The sequence below is a fragment of the Sedimenticola selenatireducens genome (assembly GCF_007625115.1).
Lineage (GTDB): Bacteria > Pseudomonadota > Gammaproteobacteria > Chromatiales > Chromatiaceae > Sedimenticola > Sedimenticola selenatireducens_A.
The window spans coordinates 319,434-342,420 of sequence record NZ_VMNH01000004.1; the positions used below are offsets into that span (position 1 = coordinate 319,434).

Genomic DNA, 22,987 nt, shown 5'->3' on the forward strand with positions numbered 1-22,987 from the left:
AATTGTAAACCTTATATTTACTAGAATTTAATTCATGAGGATGATCTATGTTAGTTTTTCGATTAATTGGCTTGATACTTATTTCCACCATATTGGCAGGATGCGCAAGTATCACCTCATCTGAAATGCAGTCAATTTCTCTCTCCACTACCAATAAGGATGGCAGCAAGGTAGTAGCTGCTCAATGCGCACTACGAAATGACAAAGGAGATTGGAGTACTGAAACACCTTCAGTGGTTTCAATTCATAAATCGTCAAACGACTTACTGATCGAGTGCAAAAAAGAGGGTATTGATAATGGTGATGTTAGAGCAATCTCACGTGCTGCTGCAGGACTGTACGGCAATATTATCTTTGGCGGAGTAATTGGTGCCGTTATCGACCACTCTAAAGGCACTGGATATAATTACCCAGAAAACTTATCTGTGATCATGGGGGAAAGCATAGTTGTAGATGCATCAACTGGGCAGGTTATCCAACCGGTAGCATCAGCAGCACCTAAGTACTCAACACATATAACAGCGAACAACACTGATAGCTCTCCTGATTCAACGAAGGTACAAATATTAAATAGCTGTTCATCCTGTGCCGGAAACCCTAGTTGCCCTTATAGTGATAATGGCGATGGCACCATCACGGACAGAAGAAATAATAAAACTTGGATGCGCTGCAGTTATGGTCAACAGTGGGATGGCCAAACATGTGTAGGAAACCCGCGTGAAATTACAGCCCCAGATGCAATAGTTATAGGCAGAAAAACATACCTAGCCAATAAAACAAAATGGCGGTTACCTTATAAAAGCGAATTTAGTATATTGCTGTCAAAAGACTGCATGCCGATGATTAATGCTGAGGTATTTCCCAATACGCCGTTGGGGGAATATGCCGCCTTTGATTTTTCCCAAACTGATAGAGCACCGCGTTACTTCAATCTCAGAACGGGTGATTCTTACATGCCAATTCAATTGAATCCTGGAATTAATAAATCATACGTTAGATTTATTCATGACTAGTACCATAATGGCTTGGCGAAGTTTGCCAAGTAGGGCAGGAACGATATCCATGTCCACGCGAAATCAACAGCCATAAACAAAGGTGGACAAGGATGTCCAACTACCGACACCCCAACACAATCGGTACAACCGATTTTATGTGATTAGAAGATTCGCCATGCATTGTGACAGGCCATCCATCCTGTTCGCACAAAACTCCCCTTCAAAATAGATGCCTGGGCTTTACCGCCCGGTCATCTGCATTGTATCTGGACACTGCCACAGGACGATGAAAACTATTCTACGCTATGGAGTATGTGATTAAACGATCCGTTAACTTGGCCTGCGGGACGGATTATAAACGGCCTAAATAGATCACTGTGTCAAAGTACAAACATCGGGAATCAACAATCTGGCAACGCCGTTACTGGGAACACCAGATACGAGATGAACAGGATTTTCAACGGCATATGGATTGCATTCACTACGACCCCGTCTGACATAGATTGTGCGAGCAGGTAATTGCTTGACCCTACTCAACTTTTCATAAGCCGATGTCGCTTGGTAGTTATGATGAGGACTGGGGTGCAAATGATAGCCAAGTGGTAGCACGTGATTTTGGTGAGGGAGTGATATTTAAACAGGAAATGATGAATTTACTGAGCATGTATCTACTCACCTTTATACCTCTGATATACATCTGTAGGGTGGGCACGCCTTTGTGCCCACGCGGATCTCGTAAAGGCGTGGGTACTCAAATCGTGACACCCAACTCAGTTAGCATATAAAAGTGTTGCACCCTATAAATTCACTATAAAATGGCACCATGAATCGCCTAGCCAAACAGCACGTCTCGCTCATAGCTTTGCTATGTCTTTTTGTCCCTCTACTCAACCAGGCATCAACTCTTGAGTATCTGGCACTGCAGGGTCAGGCACATCCCGGAAAAAGTGGCATTATTGTTCTTGAACAGGGCGAGCAGGCCCTGCTGAACCGGGCGCTGCTTACCGATCAGGCCCAGTCTAGTATTGAGGTGCAGTACTTCATCTGGAGCAGTGACAATGTTGGCACACTTGCGTCGGAAGCATTACTACGGGCGGCGGAGCGCGGCGTTACCGTACGCATTATTGTGGATGATTTTCTGATAGACGCTGAACCAGAGACGCTGTTATCCCTTGCAGCCCATCCGAACATTCATATCCGGATCTATAACCCGCGCCATTCGGTCGGTGTTTCTTTGTGGGAACGCCTGTGGGGATTTGTCACAGATTTCCGCGCGTCTAATCAACGCATGCATGACAAGAGCGTTATCTTTGATGGTACAGCAGCTATTACCGGCGGACGTAATATGGCTGATGAGTATTACGACTACGACCATGCCTATAACTTCAGAGATCGTGATGTGCTCCTGACTGGATCCGTTGTCAAGGCGATGAGCAAGAGCTTTCAACGCTTCTGGAATGATCCACTGACCGTTCCTGTCGAGCAATTACTGATCGATGAGTTTAAGACACTGAAAGAGAGTCAAGTCAGTGACTATCAATCCTGGCTACACGCCTATGCAGAAGATCAAGAAAACTTTGCACCGGAAGTCAGACTCGCACTGCAGACTATGCAGCAACAGTTTGATGACTCGATGACTCTTCTACGGTGGGGAGATATCCAGTTCATTAGTGATCTGCCCGGCAAGAATGCAGGCACTGATGGATTGGGAGGTGGAGGTGCCACTACTTCAGCGTTGATAGATCTGCTAAGCCGTGCCCAAAAGAGTATCACCCTACAAAGTCCTTATTTGGTAATACCGGAGGGTGGACTGACACTGTTCACCGATCTGATCGATCGCGGCGTGAAGATTCGAATCGTGACCAACTCATTGTCCTCCACCGATAACTTGCAAGCTTTCTCGGGTTATCACAAACAGCGCAAACAGTTATTAGCCAGCGGAATCGAGATTTATGAGTTCAGGCCCGATGCCACCGTTGCCAGGAAACTCATGCAACGCTCCGTAGCCCTACCCAACAAGATGCCGGTCTTTGCCATACATGCCAAGAGCCTGGTCATTGATAATCAAACGGCCTATGTCGGGACGTTCAATCTTGATCCACGTTCAACTCATCTCAATACGGAGGTAGGTGTGGTGATCCGGGATGCAGATATTGTGCAGCAGATAAGCGAATCCATTACGCAGGATATGGCGCCAGAAAACAGTTGGCTGGCCGGTAGAGATGATGCGGATATCGAGGCTAACCTGCTAAAGCGGATCAAGCTCTGGTTCTGGAAGCTATTTCCATTGGATCCGATTCTTTAGTGACGGCGTGGGCACGTAAATCGTGCCCACCCTACAGTGTTTATTTATTCTTCAGCAGGCCACTCAGAAAGGTATCTTTTGGGTAGTGTTCAAGTTCTTGATGATAGAATTGTTGAAGCCCTTCTATCATTCGGCTCTGTTCTTTGAGTTGCGCCAGCATGTATGCCATGTAATCGACATCTTTACTGGCATTTTCAAGTGTAAAGCGATGACCATCATAGCTTCCTGCCAGCGCACTGGGCATCAACTTGGACAGTGTTTTTGAACTGGCGCCGCCTTGACTCAGCACTTCATAGAGTTGGGCACGATCAAGTCCCGCTTTATCACAACAACGCATCGCTTCTACAATCAAAGCCACCTGACCGGTAGTGATAAAATTATGAATCAGTTTAGCCTTGTTACCTGAACCGGATGTACCAAAATAGACTACGCTCTCCGAATAGCAGTTAATCAATGAAAGGGCTCGTTGGTAGTCGGGCTCATAGCCACCAACCATTGAAGTCAAGGTCCCCGCTGCAGCGCCTTCTGGGCCACCCGTTACTGGCGCATCAACAAAACCCACACCACGATCACGCAAGCGCGCAGCCAATTCAGAAGAGCGCTCGGGGAGTGATGTTGAGGTATCGATCACCAGTGCTCCAATGCGTAAGGCAGGCATTATCTGATTCATAACCGATAACACAGTATCCGCATTTGGCAGACAGAGAAACAGGACATCGACCGATTCCGCCACAGCAGTAGCATCAGCAACTTCTTCAGCACCTAGCAAGATCAATTGTTCTATCGGCTTGTGATTTGAATGCGCGGATACAACCAGTGCATGGCCAGCTTTTAGTAGACATTCAGCCATGCCCTGCCCCATAAGGCCCACACCTATAAAACCCATACGCATCATTTCACCCTGCCCTGTATAGCGTTGACAAACAGTAAACTAGAGTTGATTCAGGCCGTGCCCCTTCAACAGCTCAACCATCATTTTTCCACTCTGTTCCCGATGTTTTCTATGCGTTTGTCGTGCAGCATCGGCATCACCCCGGATAATCGCCTCTAGGGTCTCGCGATGATCTTTATTGGAGTTAACCGGTTTGGGTCGTAGGCGCAGTGTCAACATGCGGAAACGATGGGACTGATCATAGTAGGTATCTACCAGTGCAGCCAGACGCTCATTACCACTCAGACTCACCAGCAATTTGTGAAACCGCTCATCGGCTTTGGCCCAGGCATCAAGGTCATCCTTATCCAGTGCCTTGTCCATATCAACAACGGCCTGTTTCATTCTTTCAATATCGGTTTCACTCAGGTTACGCTTTGCTGTAAGTGCAGCCGCCGTGGACTCAAGCGAGGTCAACACCTCACAAATCTCTGCCATATCTTTGAGTGAAACCGGTTTAATGCGCATACCATGACGTGGCCGGATCTCGACCAGCCCTTCATTGGCCAGTTTGATCAAGGCTTCACGTACAGGTGTACGACTCATGTTCAGCAGTTCAGCGACTTCCTGCTCCATGTACTGATTGCCCATACTGATCTCATTTTCCAGAATACGGCGTTTCAGTTCCGAATAGGCATGATCGGAAAATGACTGTTTACTGCTCTTTTTTTGTTGTTCCACTTTTTTTGTCATACCTTTTTCCATAAATACGGCCGACAGATCAGCACGACTTACGACTCAACTGTTATTGGCAAGGCTACCTTCATACCAGTTGCCGCAGATTTATAGATCGCCTCTTCTATATAAAGATTTCGCAGATAAGCCTGGGCACTGTTTGTAATTGCTGAACCGTGCTGGAGATGATCAACCACGTGTTTCTGCAATCGATAGACACAATCTCCGCCAAAATCTCTATTCTCCCAATGATACTCGATCTGTATCCACTCGTTCGACGAATGTTTTCGAAGATGTATTGCGCCATCGCCATCCAGCATCAATGTTCCTTCAGCGCCTTCGATACACATCTCCCCCATGGTCAGACGCCGATTCTCTGCCTTGTGATCGACCAGACGGTTGCCATCGAATAGCCCTCGGGTGCCACCTTCAAAATCAAAGATAATCAGCCCGGCATCCTCGCCTGCAATCACCGGGTTCAGTTTCGAGAGTGATGCATAGACCGCACTTACCTCACCAAACAGATAGCGGAAGGTGTCAATCAGATGAATGGCTGTTTCATGTACCAGGAACCGCTCCATCTGTTGGAAATAGGGTTGCCTATCCAGATAGGCCTCTGCTCCTTGACCATCTCCCGGCCGCAATCGAAAGGCAACTTGGTAGGGCTCGCCAATCGCCCCGGCTGATAGCTGTCGGTGCAATTCAGCATACCAGGGTTGAAAGCGGAAATTTTCATGAATAACTACCTGAGCATTCTGCTGATCAATGTAGTTCACCAAATCAGTGGCTTCAGCAAGGGATGGGGTGAAGGGTTTCTGACAGATTGCCGGGATTCCGTGGTCAACGGCCAAACGCACATAATCAGGATGTGTAACAGGCGGTGTGATGATATCCACCAGATCAGGTTGCGTACGATTCAACATGGTTTCAAAATCGTTGAAGGCCTCTTTAGCGCCATAGCGTTGAATAAACTGCTCGGCCTCCGTCACGGTGCGATTGCAGATGGCAACCAGCTCAACTCTGCCCTGCTCAGCAAGACGCTGCCAAGCCGCATATTGAAACTGACTGAAATAACCTGTGCCAACGGTGGCGATGCGTAACTTTCGATCCATTTATATCTTCCCGTCCTCTCTGTGCAATACGTCAAGTACCAAGTACTAAAGCTGATCGGGCCGTTTCGGGCCACTGAAGTGCCAATGGGCAGGCGGATGCCCAGCAATCGGACTTTTAAAACTCGCCAGGCTCTCACCTAACAGACAGCCCAAATAAGCCGTTCTAAGATCCGGACCACCAAAGGCGAGGCTGGAGATATTCTGCAGCCGCTGACTCTTAACATTATCCAGATGAGGACGGTTCATCTCCCCTGCTTGGAAAGCCGTTTCAACCCAGGCCACATGCGCTGGGTCATTATCTTCTAACACCAGATGCTGCTGTCCTTCTGGATCTACCCGTATCACCCGATTGCTGACAATACTGGTTATCCAGACGCCGCCTTCGGCATCAAACGTCAGACCATCGGGATAGGTTCCTGCACCAAACTCCGCAATGGTTTGTTTGTTAATCAACTCACCCTGTTCGGTGATATCAAACGCGGTGAGTTTTCGTGTGAAGGTCTCATTAACATACAACCGCTTTCCATCCGGATGCACCACACACTCATTGGTATAACCCAAATTATCCGAAACGATCCTTGCACCTTGGTTATCCAGCAAGATGACATAACCATCGGCATTATCCGGGCGATATCCTTTTGCTCTTGGCATGAGACGCGTGCTAACTGTGATCCAATAACGACCTTGCCGGTCCAGATGAATATAGTTGGTGGGCGGCAGTGGTTCGCCATTGATCTCTATCAGGAAAGGGGTCAGCTCACCCGATTCACTCAGATGGTAGACACCGCCCTCCTCAGCACCGAGGTGTGTCAGCAGAAAACTGCCATCTTCCAACAGGCAAATTCCGTTCGGTTTTATTTCAAAATCAGCATCCCTTGCTAACAGCAGCCACTCATTTCCATCGGGTTCGAGCACGGCCACGCCACCGCGCCAGTCCGCCATGAAAAGCCGTCCTGAGGCGTTAGCCAAGACACATTCTGGCCGATTCAAATTCGATCCAACAAGAGTTATCTCATTGATATCTATATTTATTTTATTTTCACTCATGCTACCAGATCACCCCTCTAGCCTATTTATTAATCAGCGCTCGAGCACCCTTATTAACGCTTAAGATAGCCCGTTCTGATACGTATTGTAAAACATATTATTTTCCGTATTGATTTATCAATGCATTAATGTATACACTATTTCCGTCGCTCATTTGGCATTTTTCTCCCGACCGGAACCAGAAGAATTGCACTGCTGGATGCCAACAAGTGAACCCAAGCCCCTTGATTACCCCATTGAACGGTGCTTTCGAGGGGCTGCTCTTAAACTAAGATCTGGAGGATTTCGATGAAAAAGGTTTTCACTGCACTCTCAGCACTGCTGATTGCAAGTACAACGGCCTTTGCAGGCTCTTTTCCTGAACGCGATATTACCAATGTGGTGGTTTGGTCTGCGGGTGGTGGCACCGATGTCAGTAATCGTGTGGTCTCTGCTGAACTGGCAAAAGCCCTGGGCGTCAACGTCAACGTTATCAACAAACCCGGCGGTGTTGCCGGTTCAATCGGAATGAGCCATGTCGCTCAGAAACCAGCTGATGGCTATACCATTGTCGGCCTCTCAGAATCCTGTGTTACTGCAGGCGTCCAAGGCGGCTGGGACAAGAAGATGGATATCTGGTATCCCTTCATCATCGGCGGCTCACCCGATTTGATCTCTGTATCCGCTAACTCACCCTACAATACACTCACCGAACTGGTTGAGGCTGCAAAAAAGAATCCACGCGCTATCAAGGCTTCTGCTGGTGGGGCCGGATCCATTCATCACCTGAACCTTTTAGCGGTGATGAAAGGTACGGGTGCTGAATTTAACTTCATTCCTTATGCAGGTTCTGCACCTGCACAGACGGCAGCGATGACGGGTGAAGTGACCGTCGTTGTTACTTCTCTGGCGGAACAGCAACAGTTGCTCAAGGGTGGCAAACTACGTGCCCTGGCAACCCTGACTAATTCAGGACAAAACCTTGAAGGCGTCGGTGATATTCCCTCTGCATTTTCAGCCTACAGTTCACTGTCCGAGCATCTGCCAATCTCGCAAGCCATCGGCATGGCCGTACGCAATGACGCACCTGACGCGGTAAAAGAGAAACTCTCCATGGCATTCAAGACCGCTTTAGACAGCGCAGCGGTTAAAGAGTGGGCGGCTAAAAACTACTACGTACTCTCCGGCAAGACGGGTGCAGAGGCGCGTAAAGAGTTTGCCAATCTGGAGTCTCTGTTTGGCTGGACCCTGCATGACCTGGGCGCAGCCAAGATCAGCCCAGAAAAGCTGGCTATCGCAAAACCCTGATAACGCGTTAGCAATTGGGCAAGGGGTGGCCAATAAAACATGATTGGTCACTCCAGCCCCATCATTTTCGGTATTCGACACAGAGGTGCATGTGCCATGGAAAATGACAAAGGCAAACTCAGAAGAGACGATTTCAAGACAGGCATACTACTCATACTGCTGTCACTGGGCGTTTTGTGGGAGGCGTCCACCTACCCTATGACAGACTCCTACGGTGGTGTGCAGAATGTCTGGTATGTATCACCCGCGCTGTTTCCACTCATCATTGGACTGCTGCTCTTTATCCTGGCACTGGTGCTCGTGGGTAATGCCTTAGTATTTCATGGTTGGTCTGCCGTATGGCGTGACAAAAATGTTATTCAGACCAGACAAGGTCGTGGAGATCTTCGCTTTATTGGCGTTGTCGTCTTTTTCAGTGCCTTTGTTTACGCCTACATTCCCAACGTCGACTTCTTTATTGCCAGCGTACTCTTTTTGTTTACCTTTATCAGTGGCTATTACCTTGAACGAAAAGATGTACTCATCATCAACATTATTTTTTACACACTCATTGCCGGTGCACTTTTACTTATCACCAAGATTACAGGTGAACCGACCAATCACTGGCTAACAGATGGTCTCACTACCTTTGGATTATTCAGTCTCTTTCTGATCTCCCAGAATGCCCGTAATGAGGATGAGACGTACGTAAAAAAACTAAGAGTGGCGCTTTTAGTATCGATCTTGGTACCAGCCATTCTCTGTCCCATTTTCAAGTTTGGTCTTTTAGTGCCACTCCCCTCTGAAGGGATCTACATCGAACTGATGGAACAGATCAAGTATCTCTTCCGTACCCATAGCTAACAGGTCAACCGCATGGATCTCTTTAACGATTTCGGTATTTTTTTTAGCACCCTCTTCAGCTTGATGTCGTCACCTTCGAATATCCTGCTGCTATTTGGCTGTAGTTTTTTAGGTATCATCTTTGGCGCACTCCCCGGTCTGACAGCAACCTTAGGCGTCGCTCTGCTGACAACATTGACCTATGGCATGGGCGTTAATACAGCATTGATTGCTCTGCTGGGTATGTATGTGGGTGCAATCTATGGCGGCTCTTATCCAGCGATTCTGATCAACATACCAGGTACTGCTGCCGCCGCGGCCACGGCCATGGATGGTTACCCACTGGCTTTGAAAGGAGAAGGTGGTCGCGCACTGGGCCTGACAACTACCGCGTCATTTATCGGTACGGTTATCGGTATGATTGCGCTGGTCATGGCAGCGCCATTGATTACCGGAATCGCCCTGCAATTCACCTCTTACGAATTTTTCCTGCTGGCCATATTTGGCATTGTCATCAGTGGCACACTGACCAGCAAAGACCTTGTCTATAAAGGGTGGATAGCCGGACTATTAGGATTACTTCTGGCTTGCATAGGGCGTGACCGGCTGCAATTTTTTCCTCGCTTTACTTTTGATATGCCTGAACTGGATGGTGGGATTGAAGTAGTGCCGGTGCTGATTGGTGCATTTGGCATTCCCCAGATTATCAAAGTGCTTCGTGATCGAATCAAGTTATCCCAGCCGAAAGACTTTGGGCGCATTCTGCCAGAGTTCAGTACAGTGCTTCATAATATGAAACATATCTTCCGCTCTGCCATGATCGGTATCGGCATTGGCACAGTGCCGGGTGTAGGTGAAGATATCGCGGGCTGGGTCTCCTATGGCACAGCGAAGAACACATCGAAGAATCCTGAAAATTTTGGCAAAGGCGAACCAGCCGGGATAGTTTCATCTGAAACGGCAAACAACGCTTGCATTGGCGGTGCGCTCATCCCCTTACTCACACTGGGCATTCCTGGTAGCCCACCAGCGGCGATGTTGTTGGGGGCCTTGATGTTACATGGCGTGACACCTGGCCCCATGATTGGCCTGGAGAATCCCTCTTTCTTTATTGAGATCTGTGCAATTCTGCTGCTTGCTTCACTGGCGATGTGGATCAACGGTATTTTTCTCGCCCGCCAAGTCGTTAAATTGTTACAAATACCGACGGCCGTATTCCTACCCATTGTTGGTGTCCTCTGCGTGATTGGCTCTTATGCCCTGGGACTCAATATCTTCAATCTCTATCTGATGGTACCCATAGGTATTGTTGCCTACTTCTTGACTGAGATGAAATATCCGATTGCCCCGCTGGTGATCGGCGTCATCCTGGGTCCGATGGCCGATGAGAATCTTCGTCGCGCACTGATGGTATCCGACGGCAGCTTCATGCCCTTTTTTGAGCGCCCTGTTGCCATTTTACTCATTCTTGTAATCGTACTCACGGTGCTGACACGCCTGCCCATATACCAGCGTCTGAAATCCAGCATTTGGACTCGCATCAGCTCAAAGCAAGGACAACAGAGTGAAAAATAATTACGGATGCCATGCATCACATCATCGATTAATAAAAACCTTCTTACCCCTCTCGGGAGTTTTCTATGTCGTTAACATCTGAACTGCGTATTGCCGTCATCCCGGGTGATGGCATAGGCCAGGAGATTATGGCTGCCTGCCTGACTATTCTGGAGACCATTCAAAATCGTACCCAAGGTTTTAAACTGGTGTTTGACCACTATGAAATTGGTGCGGGACTCTATCAGCGTACCGGCGTTGATATGCGCGATGAGGATTTCAAAGCGATTGGCAAGGCCGATGCGATCCTGCTTGGCTCCATCGGACTGCCAGGCATTCGTTACGAAGATGGTACCGAGATATCACCGCATCTGCGCATCCGCGATGAATTTGGTCTCTATGCCGGTATTCGCCCGGTCAAATACTATCCGAATGTTCCCCGTCGATTACTGGATGATCGTTCAGCACTCATCGATTTTGTAGTGATACGCGAATCCACAGAGGGACTCTTCTACACCCATGGCCGCGGTGAAATCATTGATGACCTGGAAGCCAGAGAAACCCTGCGTATTACCCGCCCGGTTTCTGAAAAGCTGTTCGATACGGCGTTTAAAGTTGCACGGCAACGAAAAACACGTGGCGGCAAAGGCACGGTGACCTGTGTTGACAAGGCCAACGTCTTTCGCGCCTTTGCATTCTTCCGCAAGATTTTTAATGAACGGGCTGCACTGAATCCTGACATCCAGGTGAACTACAACTATGTCGACGCGCAAGCGTTAGACCTGATTCGTCGACCCTGGGACTTCGATGTACTGGTCATGGAGAATATGTTCGGTGACATCATCTCTGACCTGGGCGGCGGACTAGTGGGTGGCATGGGTATGGCCCCCTGTGCTGAGTTGGGCGATCACCACGGGCTTTTCCAACCAGCGCACGGCAGTGCCCCCGATATCATGGGACAAGACAAGGCCAATCCGTTGGCCATGTTTCTCTCTGCCGCCATGATGCTCGACTGGCTGGCAGAACGGCATGGCATTCCGCAGTTAGCAGAAGCTGCAAGCCTATTACATGATGCGGTCTATGAAGGCTTTGAATCCGGCCGGCTCAGCCCAATGGAGTTTGGCGGTCATCAGGGAATGACTGACTGCACCCGCACACTCCTGGATATTCTCCAGACACCGCTTGTGGAGAAGGTATCGTGACGATCGCGCTAGGCTGTATTGCTGATGACTTTACCGGCGCTACCGACCTTGCCAGCACCCTGGTAAAACAGGGAATGTCGGTGATCCAGATCAACGGCATTCCCAAACAGCCCATTGCACTGAACGAAGCCGAAGCGGTGGTCATTGCTTTAAAGTCGCGCACTACACCCGTTGAGCAGGCCATTACTGAATCATTGGAAGCCTTGCAGTGGTTACTAAATCAGGGTGCCATGCAGATATTCTTCAAGTACTGCTCAACCTTTGACTCTACTGATCAGGGGAATATCGGGCCCGTCACCGAGGCCTTAATGTATGCCTTGGAAGAGACCTTTACCATCGCCTGTCCGGCCTTCCCGACGAATGGGCGTACCCTCTATCAAGGTCACCTCTTTGTTGGCAACTGTCTGCTTTCAGAATCAGGTATGCGTGATCACCCACTGACGCCGATGCGGGATGCCAATCTTGTATCCGTCCTTGATCGTCAGACGAAAGGTAATGTAGGTCTAATCCCCTGGACAACCGTCAATCAAGGGGTGACTGCGATACAAGATGCAATTAAAAAGTTAAAGCAGGATAACATTCAGCATGCCATCGTAGATGCCATAACAGATCAGGACCTGATAAATATTGGTCACGCCTGTGCAGACTTAAAACTGATCACCGGAGGTTCAGGTATCGCCATGGGCTTACCTGACAACTTTCGAAGAAAAAAATCTGTCGGCAATAGTGAAGCACACTTCCCACTCAACCTACCCGGCAATACCGCTGTTCTGGCCGGCAGTTGTTCACTGGCGACTATTGAACAAGTAGCGACCGCACGGAAACAGTGGCCGGCCTTTCCAATTGATGCGATTTCGTTGGCGGATAACGATCGACTGGTTGATGAGATACTTCAGTGGTCGGAACAGCACGTGGAGAATAGTCCCATCCTAATCTACTCCACCGCCTCTGCGACTGAAGTCACCCATATTCAATCCGTCCTGGGCAGAGCGGAAGCCGGCGAGATGGTTGAAGTCGCTATGGGAAAAATAGCACAGGGATTGCTGGAACGGGGTGTGCGAAAACTGGTTGTCGCGGGCGGAGAAACCTCTGGTGCCGTGGTACAGGCGCTGGGGGTAAATGCCATGGAAATCGGGCCCGAGATTGCACCCGGTGTTCCCTGGTGCCGTACATTGGGGGATCCCAATATTCTGTTGGCACTCAAATCCGGTAATTTTGGTGACAAGCACTTTTTTCTAAAAGCCGTGGAGCAGTTGAAATGAGCGAAACCAAACTGCGGGATCAAATCACCGCTATCGCACGCTCCCTGTTTGAACGCGGACTCACCTTTGGGTCATCCGGCAACATCAGCGTTCGGCACGAAGATGGCTGGCTAATGACACCTACCGGATCATCCATGGGTGATCTCGATCCTGCAGCTATTTCGTTATTAGATGACAAGGGCCACTGGGTCTCGGGTGACAAACCGACCAAAGAGAGCCTGTTACACCTAGCCATGTACGAAGAGCGGCCGCAAACGGGGGCCGTTGTACATCTCCATTCAACCCACTCTGTTGCGGTAAGTTGTCTAGACGGCATTGACCACAACAACGTCCTGCCACCAATCACCGCTTATTACGTGATGAAAATCGGCAAGCTACCTTTGATCCCCTATCATCCTCCAGGCGACATCAATCTCGCCAAGGCGGTGAAAGAGATGGCGTCTAAACACCATGCGGTGCTATTGGCCAATCACGGGCCCGTGGTTGCAGGAAAATCGTTGTTGGATGCAGTGTATGCCACTGAAGAACTGGAAGAGACCGCCCGGCTTTTCCTGATGTTGCGCCAGGAAAGGTGTCGCTTTCTATCAGACAATGAAGCCGATCACCTGATAAATAAATCACATTGAACAGATGACAAAACAACACTTTTACTCAGAAGGTAAGCCATGTTTATTGTTACTGTGGTTTTTGAAATAAAGCCGGAAAAGTTGCAAAATTTTATGACTGAAATGCTATTGCAGGCGGACAATTCACTGCTGCTCGAACCTGACTGTCATCAGTTTGATGTCTGCCAGGAGACGGATGAACCTAACCGGGTCTTTCTCTACGAGGTCTACAGCAATGAACCGGCCTTTCAGGTGCACCTGGCGAGTGAGCACTTTGCTACATTCTCCGCTCATACCCATGAGTGGATTAATGAAAAGACCGTCAATACCTGGTTACGATCATAATGACTCGGTTAAACCGAAACCGGATGAGTCTGGCGCCATTCAAGTAACGCCTGCTCCACACTGTGCAGGCCCTGTAACCGTTCAATCCCCTCTGGGATCGACGCCACATCCTGCAAGGCCGCGCCACCGGCCCAGATGCCAATGGAGGGTTCAATCATCTGCCGTAAACCACTGAGCATGACAACCGCATCATCCCCTTTGAAACTGCCGCTGAATGAAAGCCCGATAATATCAACCGTGTGACTGATAGCCGCCTGTTGAATATCCTTGAACGGCATTTCTGGACCAAACGGAATCACCTCGGCACCCCCCATGCGCAATAACGCCTCGACCATCAGCAAGCCCATGCTGTGCTTTTCGCCGGGAACCGTGGTCAACATGATCCGGGGCTGTCCACCCACCTGGTAGTGTTCAGAGAGCGACTGACGTACCAGCGTCTTCATCAGTTCGGTAAAGAGGTGTTCTTCATAAGTCGCCAGCTCACCCCGTGACCAGGCATCCCCAACCGCATAGGTTGCCGGTACCATGACACGATGGATGAAGCTGCGAAGACCATTACTGATGAGTTGGCCGTGCAACCAATTGCGTAAGGCTGAGATATCGCCCGATTTGAGATAACCAATGAGCTCAGAAGGATCAAATTCCGGTGCGGGAGCCTGTAGCAATGATTTGAGCTCCGTGACTTCCAGCTCAATCAGTTTTCCAGGTCGCTTACCCTGATCCTGTAGCTGCCTGATGAGTACCAGTTTATCCAGCTGGTCATCACTGTACACCCGGTCACCGTTATCATCGCGTATCGGGTCGGGATAACCGTAACGACGCTCCCACATGCGTAGCAGATCTTTCGGTATACCCGAAATTCGCGAAACATCACTGATATTGTATTGCTCACTCATAACTCATCATCTTATACAGTATGGCTTTGCGGTAGACGCATTTTTTTCTTCAACTGTCTTAATATTGTACCCACCAGCGGAAACTCAAGAAACAGATCGGCACTGTCCCAGTAGTCACGATGCAGAGACACTCGCCCATCCCTACCGAATTCAAGCCGTGTTACGCCCTCAATAGTGATCTTTTTTCCTCGGATGCCGCAGTTGAACACCCAGGTAACCCATGCAACACTGCCTGTCGACTGACTCTCAATAACATGAAAAACCGGGGCATCCGTGGTCTCAAACATATGCCTGAATAATGCAACAATCTCATCCTGTCCCTGCAGTTGATTAAACGGGTCACGAAATACGGCCTGCTCATGGTAGATCTCTGAGAGCGCCCCGACAGTTTGAGGCGTTAGGGTACTATACCAGTTAACCAGCGCCTTGAGTTTCATGAGCTCACCGCCTTGTTGACCAGGTAAAATCGTAGCCGGTCAGGAAGCCGGGCCAACCAGCGCATCGGCAAGGTGAATCGCTTTGGAAAGTGTATCTCAAACCGCCCCTTCGACATCCCGGTGATTATGGACTGGGCGGCCTGATCTGGTGAGATCAGGGCAGGCATGCTGAAGTCATTCTGCTGGGTCAGACGTGTCTCGACAAAGCCCGGATTGACCAGATAGACCCCGACCCCCCGACTGGAAAGGTCGCTATAAAGTATCTGGGCCAGATTGATAATGGCCGCCTTGGTCGGGCCATAGGCCAGCGCTTTGGGCAAGCCACTGAAGCCGGCCACACTGGCGAGCAGGCAGAGACCACCGGATCCCGTCCGAAGGTAGTGCGGTACAATCGTCGCCAACAGGTGATAAACCCCCTGCAGATTGGTCATGAGCGTGTCATCGACACACTCCAGGTCAATCTCCCAGGCTCGCATGGGTGAATAAACCCCTGCGCAATAGATCACCATATCAATCGCGCCCCAGGTCTCAATCAACTCATCGCAGGCACGGGCTACCGCTTCTGCATCCGTGACCGTCAGGGACAACAAAAGGTCCTGCTGATGGGCAATCGCCTGCAATCCCCCCTCACTGCGGGCGCTCAGAGCAAGGTGGGCACCCGCCTCCCTGAGTTGTCCTGTCAGGGCCGCACCAATACCACTGCTTGCACCAATCACCCAGACCCGTCGTCCCTGCCAGTCCGTAATGGGGGGATTAAGGGGTTTCATGACCGTTTCCTGAAAAACAGCGTGACTTCACCCAACCGGAAACCGAACTTTTTCATCACGGAACGATTGAACATGACACCGTCCTCCTGCAGATACATCCAGTCATCAAAGGCGACCTCATACTCCTTGCCATCCACCGGCAGTTTCAGGGTATAAACCCAGTGCAGCGCGTTACCCGAGACACGCCCCTCGGCCACACCCACCACATCATCAGCTTCACCCTGATACAGGCCGTCACCGATTCGGGTTAGCCGCCAGACACGCCGTTGCGTGGTGCCATCACTGTAGGTAAAACGTTCATCCAGCACCCCTTTGTCGCCATTCCATTCAGCATCAATCACCACTTTGAAGCGCTTGACCACTTCGCCATTGCGTTTCTGGAACATGCCCCAGGCATCCAGCTGACCATTGAAATATGCTTCCATTTTCAATTCAGGTTGCTCGGCCTGATAGTTGTTCACATCAATCCCGGCGCAGCCCGTCAAGCTCACGGCAGAGAGAAACAGTAAGGGTTTAATTAGCATTTTGAACCTCCAGGCTGGGACGCCAACGCAACAACAACCCAGCAGAAAAGAGTTTGATCACACAGGGCACTCCGGCATAGAAAATGGCCAGCGCACCCAATCCGGCGGTATCCCCCGGTTGATAGCCAAAGCCGGACAACAACGGCAGTGACAGGCCTGCTGCCAGGGCCAGAACCAGTTTGTTAATCAGGCTCCAGATACCAAAATAGCTGGCCGTACGATCTCGCTCCGATTCGGGTATCAGGTCAGTGGCAATCGCTGCCGGCATGGCCAGGTCAGCCCCCAGTGCCGCACCTGACATCAGACAGATCATGGCGAACGGAACCAAATCCCCTGCACCCAGTTGAATAGCCCAGACAAAACCGCCTATCGCAACCAGGCTACCCACAAGCCAGGTCATGGGACGACCCACCCGTTTGGACAACGAGAGCCAAAGCGGCAACGAGCAGGCACCACTGACAAAGTAAATGGCAAGCAGATAACCGCTGGCCGCCTCCAGCTTGAGGACATCAGCGATATAAAACAGTGACAGGGTAGCGGCAATCGCCACCGCCAGACCATTTAGCAGGAACAGCGTGGCAAGGCGACGAAACGGCCTGTAGCGAAGTGGCTGCAGCATGTCTGATTCTGTCGCATTGGAAACTAACTGAGTCAATGGCGCCTTGGACATCAGCAACCAGACCGCCGGTATCAGCACACAGCAGAACAGCACGCTGAACCACCACCAGCCTTGAGCCAGACCAAACCACTCAACAAATAGCATGGGCAGCAGGCTGGCAAGAATTACACCCAACAAGGCAAAGCCTTCACGATACGCAACCAGACGGGTACGCTCATGGGAGTGTTCACTGGCCCGGGCACCCCAGGCAAGATAGGTGATATTCAGCGCACTGTGCGCGGTGTAAACCAGTATCAGGGATATCGCCAACCAGATACCCAACCAGCCACCCGCTGCAACCGGCGGATTAAACAAGGCCACATAGGCGATCAGCAATAACCCTGTTGCCAAGGCAACCAATACACCCCAACCACCCCGTCGGTGCTGTGCCAGATCAGCCAGTCGTCCCAGCCAGGGATCTTGCAGTGTGTCCACTGCGCGGGAGAGCAGCAGGATCAGACCAGTCAGGGTGAGTCCCAGCCCCAGCTCATCACCGTAGAGTTTTGGTGCATGGATATAGACCGGCAGTGCGGCCATCGCCAGTGGCGCACCTAACAGGCCATAAGAGAGACGCTGGGCGATCCTCATCTCACCTGACCCAGCAAGCGTGCGCGCAAGTCCGGTTCCCGGGTTCGGGGATCTAACCAGATAGAAAAGAAGGCCGCCGCAACAGCCGGATCATGCAACCGACCGATTAGCTGGCCGTTACTGTAGAACACGGCACCCTCATCCGGATGGTGAACACCCGTGATCTGGTCACCGGCCTCAACATCCCGCAGTACGGCACTGAGCTGCTGGTACAATGACTGGCGGTCCACGTAACTTTCCAACAGGGGTTCCATGTGATTGACTGAGGCCCAGGTCAACTGGTTACGGGAAAAGCTTGACTGATAGTCAATCTGTAGCGCGTGAAGCTGATCAGCCTGGTATCGACCCTCCGGGGCCAGCAGGGTCGCACGGTAGATCGTCATACCCCAGAACGAAAGCTCCCCGGAACCAACAGGCTTAACTTGGCCCAACAGATTCTCAAACTTTGTAGCTGACGCTGAACCCGTCAAAACCAGCAACAAAATCCCGAACAAACATTCTCTCGCGAACCGGCTCATGATCAGCCCTCCCGCTCGAGTTGCAGCTGTACCACATCAATCCGGCCTTCATCGAAACCGGCCTCACAGTACGCCAGGTAGAAGCGCCAGAGACGAATAAACGCTTCATCAAAGCCCAATGCCTGAACCGCCGGTAACTGCTGTTCAAAACGATGGGCCCAGCGTCTCAGTGTCTCTGCATAATCGGCGCCAAAATCCTCTCTTACACCAACCTGAAACCCCGCCTCTGAAGCAATCTGCTGCATCCGTTCCGTTGAAGGCAACATGCCACCCGGGAAGATATATTGCTGGATAAAGTCAGTTCCCTGGCTATAGCGTTCAAAATGTTCTTCGTCGATAACTATGGATTGAATCGCCACACGCCCGCCCGGCTTAAGCAGACGGTGAAGCTGATCAAAATAGGTCTGCCAGTAATCCTGACCCACGGCCTCCAGCATTTCGATGGAGACCACATGATCATAGCGACCTTTAGCCGCCCGATAGTCACGCAACTCAAATGTGGCCCACGCTTCCAGACCCGCTTCCTGAATGCGTTTGCGCGCAAACGCCAGTTGCTCATGAGAGAGCGTTAAACCATGCACTCGGATACCCTGGCTTGCGGCGAATTCCGCAAAGCCACCCCAGCCACAGCCCACTTCCAGGATCTGCTCACCCGGCTTGGCACCGACCAGATCCAGCATGCGTTGATACTTCGTCTCCTGTGCCTGCAACAGGCCACCCTGTCGACCACACTCAAATCTTGCACTGGAATAGGTCATGCTGCTGTCCAGCCAGAGTGAGTAGAAGTCATTGCCAAGGTCGTAGTGTGCCTGGATGTTTCTGGCGCTCCCTTTCGGTGTATTTCTGCGTAACAGATGGCGTAATCGATAACCCAGATTAAGCAGTGGATTGCCGTGTATGGCACGCTCCAGTACCGCCTGGTTACGAATACCCAGCCGTATCAGTGCGGTGAGATCATTGGTTTTTATCAAACCGTCCCGATAGCATTCCGCCAAGCCGATATCACCATTTCTAAATACACGACGCAGCGCACGCCAATCCAGAATCTCCAGTTGGACACGGGGACCGGACTCGCTGCCCAGATTAAGTCGATAACCTTCTGGGGTTATGAGTCGTAGTTTTCCCTCCCTGATCCGTCCGATTCGATTGATAATCGGGCGAATACGCAGAGGCAGAGTTTGTGCCTCAAGTGTCATGCTGTTCATCTCGAGATCTCCTCGCTGGATGGTGTCGGACGTTGATGAAAGGTGGCCCCCTTGAGCCAAAGCCGCAGTGCCTGCCAATGGATACGCACCATTACACCGACCGTCAGCAAGGGCTGTTTCAACAAGGCGGTGAATAAGGCCGAAACGGTTAAGGGTTTGGATTTACCCCAGATGGCGGTATTGAGTTGCAGCTCACCTGACTGTAAGTAGTCAATCCACACATGCGGCGCATCAAAATCCATCTTGAATTTAAACTGGTACTCACCCTCAACGGGATAGAAGGGTGAGACATGCATCTGTTTGATCGCCTGCAGCGTCTGATCTTCGGCACGCTCAGCATCCAGGCGCAGCAGGTAACAGTGTCTGTCACCGAAGGTGTTGTTTACCTCGGCCACCACCGCCCCAATCGAACCATCGGCACGCTCGCAGTACCAGAAATTGACCGGATTAAACGCATATCCAAACACCCTCGGAAAGCTGTGAAGCCAGATCGTCCCAGGACAATCCGTCACGCCCTGCTGCTTAAGCAACGCCCTCAGCCACAGCCTGGGATCACCACCGTCACCATAATCCTCGAAATGGAGGGAGAGCGGCCGGCGTCGGTTCACACCAAACAGCCAGCTGTTGTGTTTATCGAACTCATCACAGTTGAACAGCAAGTAAAACACTGGATAGACAAAACGGTTTTCAAACGGACGCCGCCTGAAATGCATCACCTTGCCCTGTACGATTCGACTCAGAGCACGACAGGCCATGGGGCCTCCACATCAAAATCAGCAGTCACACGCAGGGCTGACTTCAAACCGTCTTCATGAAAACCATAACCACACCAGGCACCGCAGAACCAGGCCCGATTTCGTCCCTGTATCTGTGGCAAGGCAGATTGCGCCGCGATTGCTACCTGATCAAAAACGGGATGATCGTAGTGATAGCGCGCAATCTCATGTTCTGGCTGCATCGTTTCCGGCGGATTGAGCGTCACCATCACTGGCGAGTTGAACGGCAGCCGCTGCAACTTGTTCAACAGGTAAGTGACGCAAACCGTCTGATCGCTCTCACCCGTCGATAGATAATTCCAGGCCGACCAGAGTGATTCACGTTCCGGTAGGAAGCGTGCATCGGTGTGAAGCACAGCGGTATTCGCCTGATATCCCACCGCACCCAGTACCTGTTTCTCCTGCTCATCCGCATCGGCCAGCATGCGCAAGGTGTCTGGAGCATGGGTCGCAAAGATCACTGCATCGAATTGATGCGCCACACCACCACTGGTAAGCTCCACGCCCTTCTCTGATCGTGTCACGCGTTCGATGACATGATTGAGTCTGGTGTCGATGGACGCCGCCATGCGTTTGACATAGGCACGCCCTCCTCCTGCTATTGTCCGCCACTGAGGCCTTCCCTCCACCTGCAGCAGGCGATGGTTGATACAGAAGTTGAGGAAGGTTTCGGCAGGAAAACGCAGGATCTCTTCCGGCGAGCAGGACCAGATCGCCGCCGCCATCGGCAGCAGATACCAGTCACGCAGTACGCTTGAGTAGCCCTCCTGGTCCAGTAGCTCACCCAAGGCAAGCCCTTTCTGTCGGGAAACCAACAGATGCTGCTGCGCTCGACTATTGAATCGCAGCAAATCTATCAGCATGCGCAGGAATGCAAGCCTTATAAGGTTTCGCTTCTGTCCGAATACCGTGGAGAGCGAGCTGCCTGCCCACTCCACATTGTGATCAGGCAGTTTGACGCTAAAGGACATCTCGGTGTCATAGGTTTCCACATCCAGATGCTTGAACAGCTGTATCAGGTTGGGATAGGTAAGATCGTTATGCACCAGAAAGCCGGTATCAACCGGATGGGTGACCCCTTCGAGAGTGACATCGACCGTGTTGGTATGGCCACCCAGATAGTTGGCTGCTTCAAACAGCGTCACCTCATGCTTCTGGTTAAGCAACCAGGCCGAAGCCAGACCACTGATACCACTCCCCACGACTGCTATTTTCATATCCATTGGCCTATTTGTACTATACATATCTACGATAATAGCGAATGTCAGCGGTAATGCAAGCTATTTGTACAGCACAATATGGGGATGCAGGCCAAAAAAACACTGAAAGGCGGTTTTATCCTGTTTTCGTACAGGACAAAAACCGTCACTCTGGCGTGCCAAATCAAAAACGAACGCACACTGAACGCATCACGCACTAAGCGGCGGTACCTGATGGATCAGCCAGCGGGAGGGCTGAAGAACGGCATAGAGGGAAGGGAATTAAAGACAATAAGCCTTTCTTGAGTGGCCAGGTCTATTACGACCGACTGTCTCGGAAATAGGCTGCTGAGATGTATAGAGGTGTAACGGGTATTGTTAGGCGAACCCTGCTGATGGCTGCTTGTATTCAGGGTAACTGTCTGTTTAAACCCTTGCCAGGCGATATCAGATAATCCCTATCCGGAAAAACGGGTCGGCCCACATCCGGGAAAGAGCCAAACCCACAATGACACCTGCCCAGGCCTGAAAATCGTTGTTCATTATCCTGAGCACACGCGGTGTTACTCTCGTAAGACCTCATCGGCTGTGATGGGATTTTTTGATTCCCTGAGACCGGCGAGTGAAGATGACAGCTCAGCACAGATGCGGTTGACCCCCACAGAGGCCATAAAAGCAGGCCCGTCATCAGGTAGCAAACAGACCGCATGGGGTTTATTCGTAAGGTTCTACTTTTGTTGCATCAATGGTGTAACCGGCATCGGCAAGATCTGAGCTGAATTGCTCAACGTCTATTACACCGGTCACCCACACCACATCAAAGAGTTGACGGATGGCTGCCCCCTTCTTGTCACGTGTGGTGACATGGATGGTCTGGTTAGCAGGTGGTGGTGGCACATGGATACAGGCACCATAGTAAGGAACCAGCAAAAATTCAGAGGATTTCTCCCCGTCAGTTTCAAGCGGCACAACAAAGCCAGGGAGTCTAACGGTCTTGCCCGCCAGACTGTCATTAACAGGCGCGTCCTTCATGAGCGCTTCCAGTTTTTTTGTAAGTTCTGCGATACGTGGGTCATCGTCGGACAAATTGTCAATATCGTACTCTTTCTGATACTGCGCCAACACTTCATCAGGATTGAAGCCCTGTGGGATAAGGTCCGTCCACTCCAGCTCTTGAGGGCTCTCTGCCGCATGAACATGACTGATAAAGAGACCAGACAGGACAGCAAGCGTGATGATTAAGACAAATATTCTCTTTATAAACATTTCAGTGTTTC

The 22,987-nt window shown here is 50.7% G+C and carries 23 protein-coding genes; 9 read left to right on the forward strand and 14 right to left on the reverse strand.

The window, feature by feature from the left end; all coding sequences use genetic code 11:
- The first annotated feature begins 47 nt into the window (after window positions 1–47).
- Both FHP88_RS19080 and FHP88_RS03550 read left to right on the forward strand, forming a co-directional pair.
- On the forward strand, window positions 48–1,013 hold the full coding sequence (locus FHP88_RS19080) for a DUF1566 domain-containing protein (protein WP_186297581.1): 966 nt from the start codon (window positions 48–50) through the stop codon (window positions 1,011–1,013).
- A gap of 805 nt (window positions 1,014–1,818) precedes the next feature.
- The gene (locus tag FHP88_RS03550; RefSeq protein ID WP_144357608.1) at window positions 1,819–3,300 is read left to right on the forward strand and encodes a phospholipase D-like domain-containing protein; all 1,482 of its coding nucleotides are present in this window, start codon (window positions 1,819–1,821) and stop codon (window positions 3,298–3,300) included.
- 40 nt (window positions 3,301–3,340) lie between these two features.
- Here FHP88_RS03550 and FHP88_RS03555 read toward each other — a convergent pair whose 3' ends face one another.
- The 4 genes from FHP88_RS03555 to FHP88_RS03570 are packed head-to-tail and all read right to left on the reverse strand — an operon-like array spanning window position 3,341 to window position 7,065.
- Window positions 3,341–4,195: an NAD(P)-dependent oxidoreductase gene (locus FHP88_RS03555; protein WP_144357609.1), complete on the reverse strand. Its 855-nt coding sequence runs from the start codon at window positions 4,193–4,195 to the stop codon at window positions 3,341–3,343.
- A gap of 36 nt (window positions 4,196–4,231) precedes the next feature.
- Window positions 4,232–4,924: a GntR family transcriptional regulator gene (locus tag FHP88_RS03560; protein ID WP_186297582.1), complete on the reverse strand. Its 693-nt coding sequence runs from the start codon at window positions 4,922–4,924 to the stop codon at window positions 4,232–4,234.
- Between the two features lie 38 nt (window positions 4,925–4,962).
- Entirely contained in the window at window positions 4,963–6,018 is a 1,056-nt protein-coding gene (locus tag FHP88_RS03565; RefSeq protein WP_144357611.1) for a Gfo/Idh/MocA family protein, read from the reverse strand.
- A gap of 45 nt (window positions 6,019–6,063) precedes the next feature.
- Window positions 6,064–7,065 carry an SMP-30/gluconolactonase/LRE family protein gene (locus tag FHP88_RS03570; protein ID WP_144357612.1) on the reverse strand — a complete coding sequence of 334 codons (1,002 nt, stop codon included), beginning with the start codon at window positions 7,063–7,065 and terminating at the stop codon, window positions 6,064–6,066.
- A gap of 288 nt (window positions 7,066–7,353) precedes the next feature.
- Here FHP88_RS03570 and FHP88_RS03575 point away from each other — a divergent pair, with 288 nt between their 5' ends.
- The 7 genes from FHP88_RS03575 (at window position 7,354) to FHP88_RS03605 (ending at window position 14,142) form a co-directional block, all read left to right on the forward strand.
- Window positions 7,354–8,352: a tripartite tricarboxylate transporter substrate binding protein gene (locus tag FHP88_RS03575; RefSeq protein ID WP_144357613.1), complete on the forward strand. Its 999-nt coding sequence runs from the start codon at window positions 7,354–7,356 to the stop codon at window positions 8,350–8,352.
- 96 nt (window positions 8,353–8,448) lie between these two features.
- Window positions 8,449–9,195, forward strand: a complete 747-nt coding sequence (locus FHP88_RS03580; protein WP_186297583.1) for a tripartite tricarboxylate transporter TctB family protein — start codon at window positions 8,449–8,451, stop codon at window positions 9,193–9,195.
- A 12-nt stretch (window positions 9,196–9,207) separates the two neighbouring features.
- Window positions 9,208–10,749: a tripartite tricarboxylate transporter permease gene (locus FHP88_RS03585; RefSeq protein WP_144357615.1), complete on the forward strand. Its 1,542-nt coding sequence runs from the start codon at window positions 9,208–9,210 to the stop codon at window positions 10,747–10,749.
- A gap of 65 nt (window positions 10,750–10,814) precedes the next feature.
- Window positions 10,815–11,930 carry an isocitrate/isopropylmalate dehydrogenase family protein gene (locus FHP88_RS03590; RefSeq protein WP_144357616.1) on the forward strand — a complete coding sequence of 372 codons (1,116 nt, stop codon included), beginning with the start codon at window positions 10,815–10,817 and terminating at the stop codon, window positions 11,928–11,930.
- On the forward strand, window positions 11,927–13,192 hold the full coding sequence (gene otnK / locus FHP88_RS03595) for a 3-oxo-tetronate kinase (protein WP_144357617.1): 1,266 nt from the start codon (window positions 11,927–11,929) through the stop codon (window positions 13,190–13,192). The genes FHP88_RS03590 and otnK overlap by 4 nt, the downstream gene beginning before the upstream one ends.
- Window positions 13,189–13,818 (forward strand): 3-oxo-tetronate 4-phosphate decarboxylase, encoded by a 630-nt coding sequence (otnC, locus tag FHP88_RS03600; RefSeq protein ID WP_144357618.1) that lies wholly within the window; start codon window positions 13,189–13,191, stop codon window positions 13,816–13,818. The genes otnK and otnC overlap by 4 nt, the downstream gene beginning before the upstream one ends.
- A 39-nt stretch (window positions 13,819–13,857) precedes the next feature.
- A complete protein-coding gene (locus FHP88_RS03605; protein ID WP_144357619.1) occupies window positions 13,858–14,142 on the forward strand; it encodes a putative quinol monooxygenase in 285 nt (94 codons plus the stop codon).
- 8 nt (window positions 14,143–14,150) lie between these two features.
- Here the strand turns inward: FHP88_RS03605 and FHP88_RS03610 are convergent, their stop codons facing one another.
- From FHP88_RS03610 to FHP88_RS03655, 10 genes are all read right to left on the reverse strand, one after another.
- On the reverse strand, window positions 14,151–15,038 hold the full coding sequence (locus FHP88_RS03610; RefSeq protein ID WP_144357620.1) for a MerR family transcriptional regulator: 888 nt from the start codon (window positions 15,036–15,038) through the stop codon (window positions 14,151–14,153).
- An 11-nt stretch (window positions 15,039–15,049) separates the two neighbouring features.
- The gene (locus FHP88_RS03615) at window positions 15,050–15,475 is read right to left on the reverse strand and encodes a nuclear transport factor 2 family protein (protein ID WP_144357621.1); all 426 of its coding nucleotides are present in this window, start codon (window positions 15,473–15,475) and stop codon (window positions 15,050–15,052) included.
- Window positions 15,472–16,242, reverse strand: a complete 771-nt coding sequence (locus FHP88_RS03620; RefSeq protein WP_144357622.1) for an SDR family NAD(P)-dependent oxidoreductase — start codon at window positions 16,240–16,242, stop codon at window positions 15,472–15,474. Before FHP88_RS03620 ends, FHP88_RS03615 begins: the two co-directional genes overlap by 4 nt.
- Window positions 16,239–16,766: a DUF3833 domain-containing protein gene (locus FHP88_RS03625; protein ID WP_144357623.1), complete on the reverse strand. Its 528-nt coding sequence runs from the start codon at window positions 16,764–16,766 to the stop codon at window positions 16,239–16,241. Before FHP88_RS03625 ends, FHP88_RS03620 begins: the two co-directional genes overlap by 4 nt.
- Entirely contained in the window at window positions 16,756–18,012 is a 1,257-nt protein-coding gene (locus tag FHP88_RS03630; protein WP_144357624.1) for an MFS transporter, read from the reverse strand. The genes FHP88_RS03625 and FHP88_RS03630 overlap by 11 nt, the downstream gene beginning before the upstream one ends.
- Window positions 18,009–18,530, reverse strand: a complete 522-nt coding sequence (locus FHP88_RS03635) for a chalcone isomerase family protein (RefSeq protein ID WP_144357625.1) — start codon at window positions 18,528–18,530, stop codon at window positions 18,009–18,011. Before FHP88_RS03635 ends, FHP88_RS03630 begins: the two co-directional genes overlap by 4 nt.
- Window positions 18,531–18,532: 2 nt before the next feature.
- Window positions 18,533–19,735: an SAM-dependent methyltransferase gene (locus tag FHP88_RS03640; protein WP_144357626.1), complete on the reverse strand. Its 1,203-nt coding sequence runs from the start codon at window positions 19,733–19,735 to the stop codon at window positions 18,533–18,535.
- Window positions 19,732–20,490, reverse strand: coding sequence for a DUF1365 domain-containing protein (locus FHP88_RS03645; RefSeq protein WP_144357627.1), 759 nt, complete (start codon window positions 20,488–20,490; stop codon window positions 19,732–19,734). The genes FHP88_RS03640 and FHP88_RS03645 overlap by 4 nt, the downstream gene beginning before the upstream one ends.
- Window positions 20,472–21,728 (reverse strand): NAD(P)/FAD-dependent oxidoreductase, encoded by a 1,257-nt coding sequence (locus tag FHP88_RS03650; protein ID WP_260843150.1) that lies wholly within the window; start codon window positions 21,726–21,728, stop codon window positions 20,472–20,474. The genes FHP88_RS03645 and FHP88_RS03650 overlap by 19 nt, the downstream gene beginning before the upstream one ends.
- A 696-nt stretch (window positions 21,729–22,424) precedes the next feature.
- A complete protein-coding gene (locus FHP88_RS03655; protein WP_144357629.1) occupies window positions 22,425–22,976 on the reverse strand; it encodes a DUF3299 domain-containing protein in 552 nt (183 codons plus the stop codon).
- Between the last annotated feature and the right edge of the window lie 11 nt (window positions 22,977–22,987).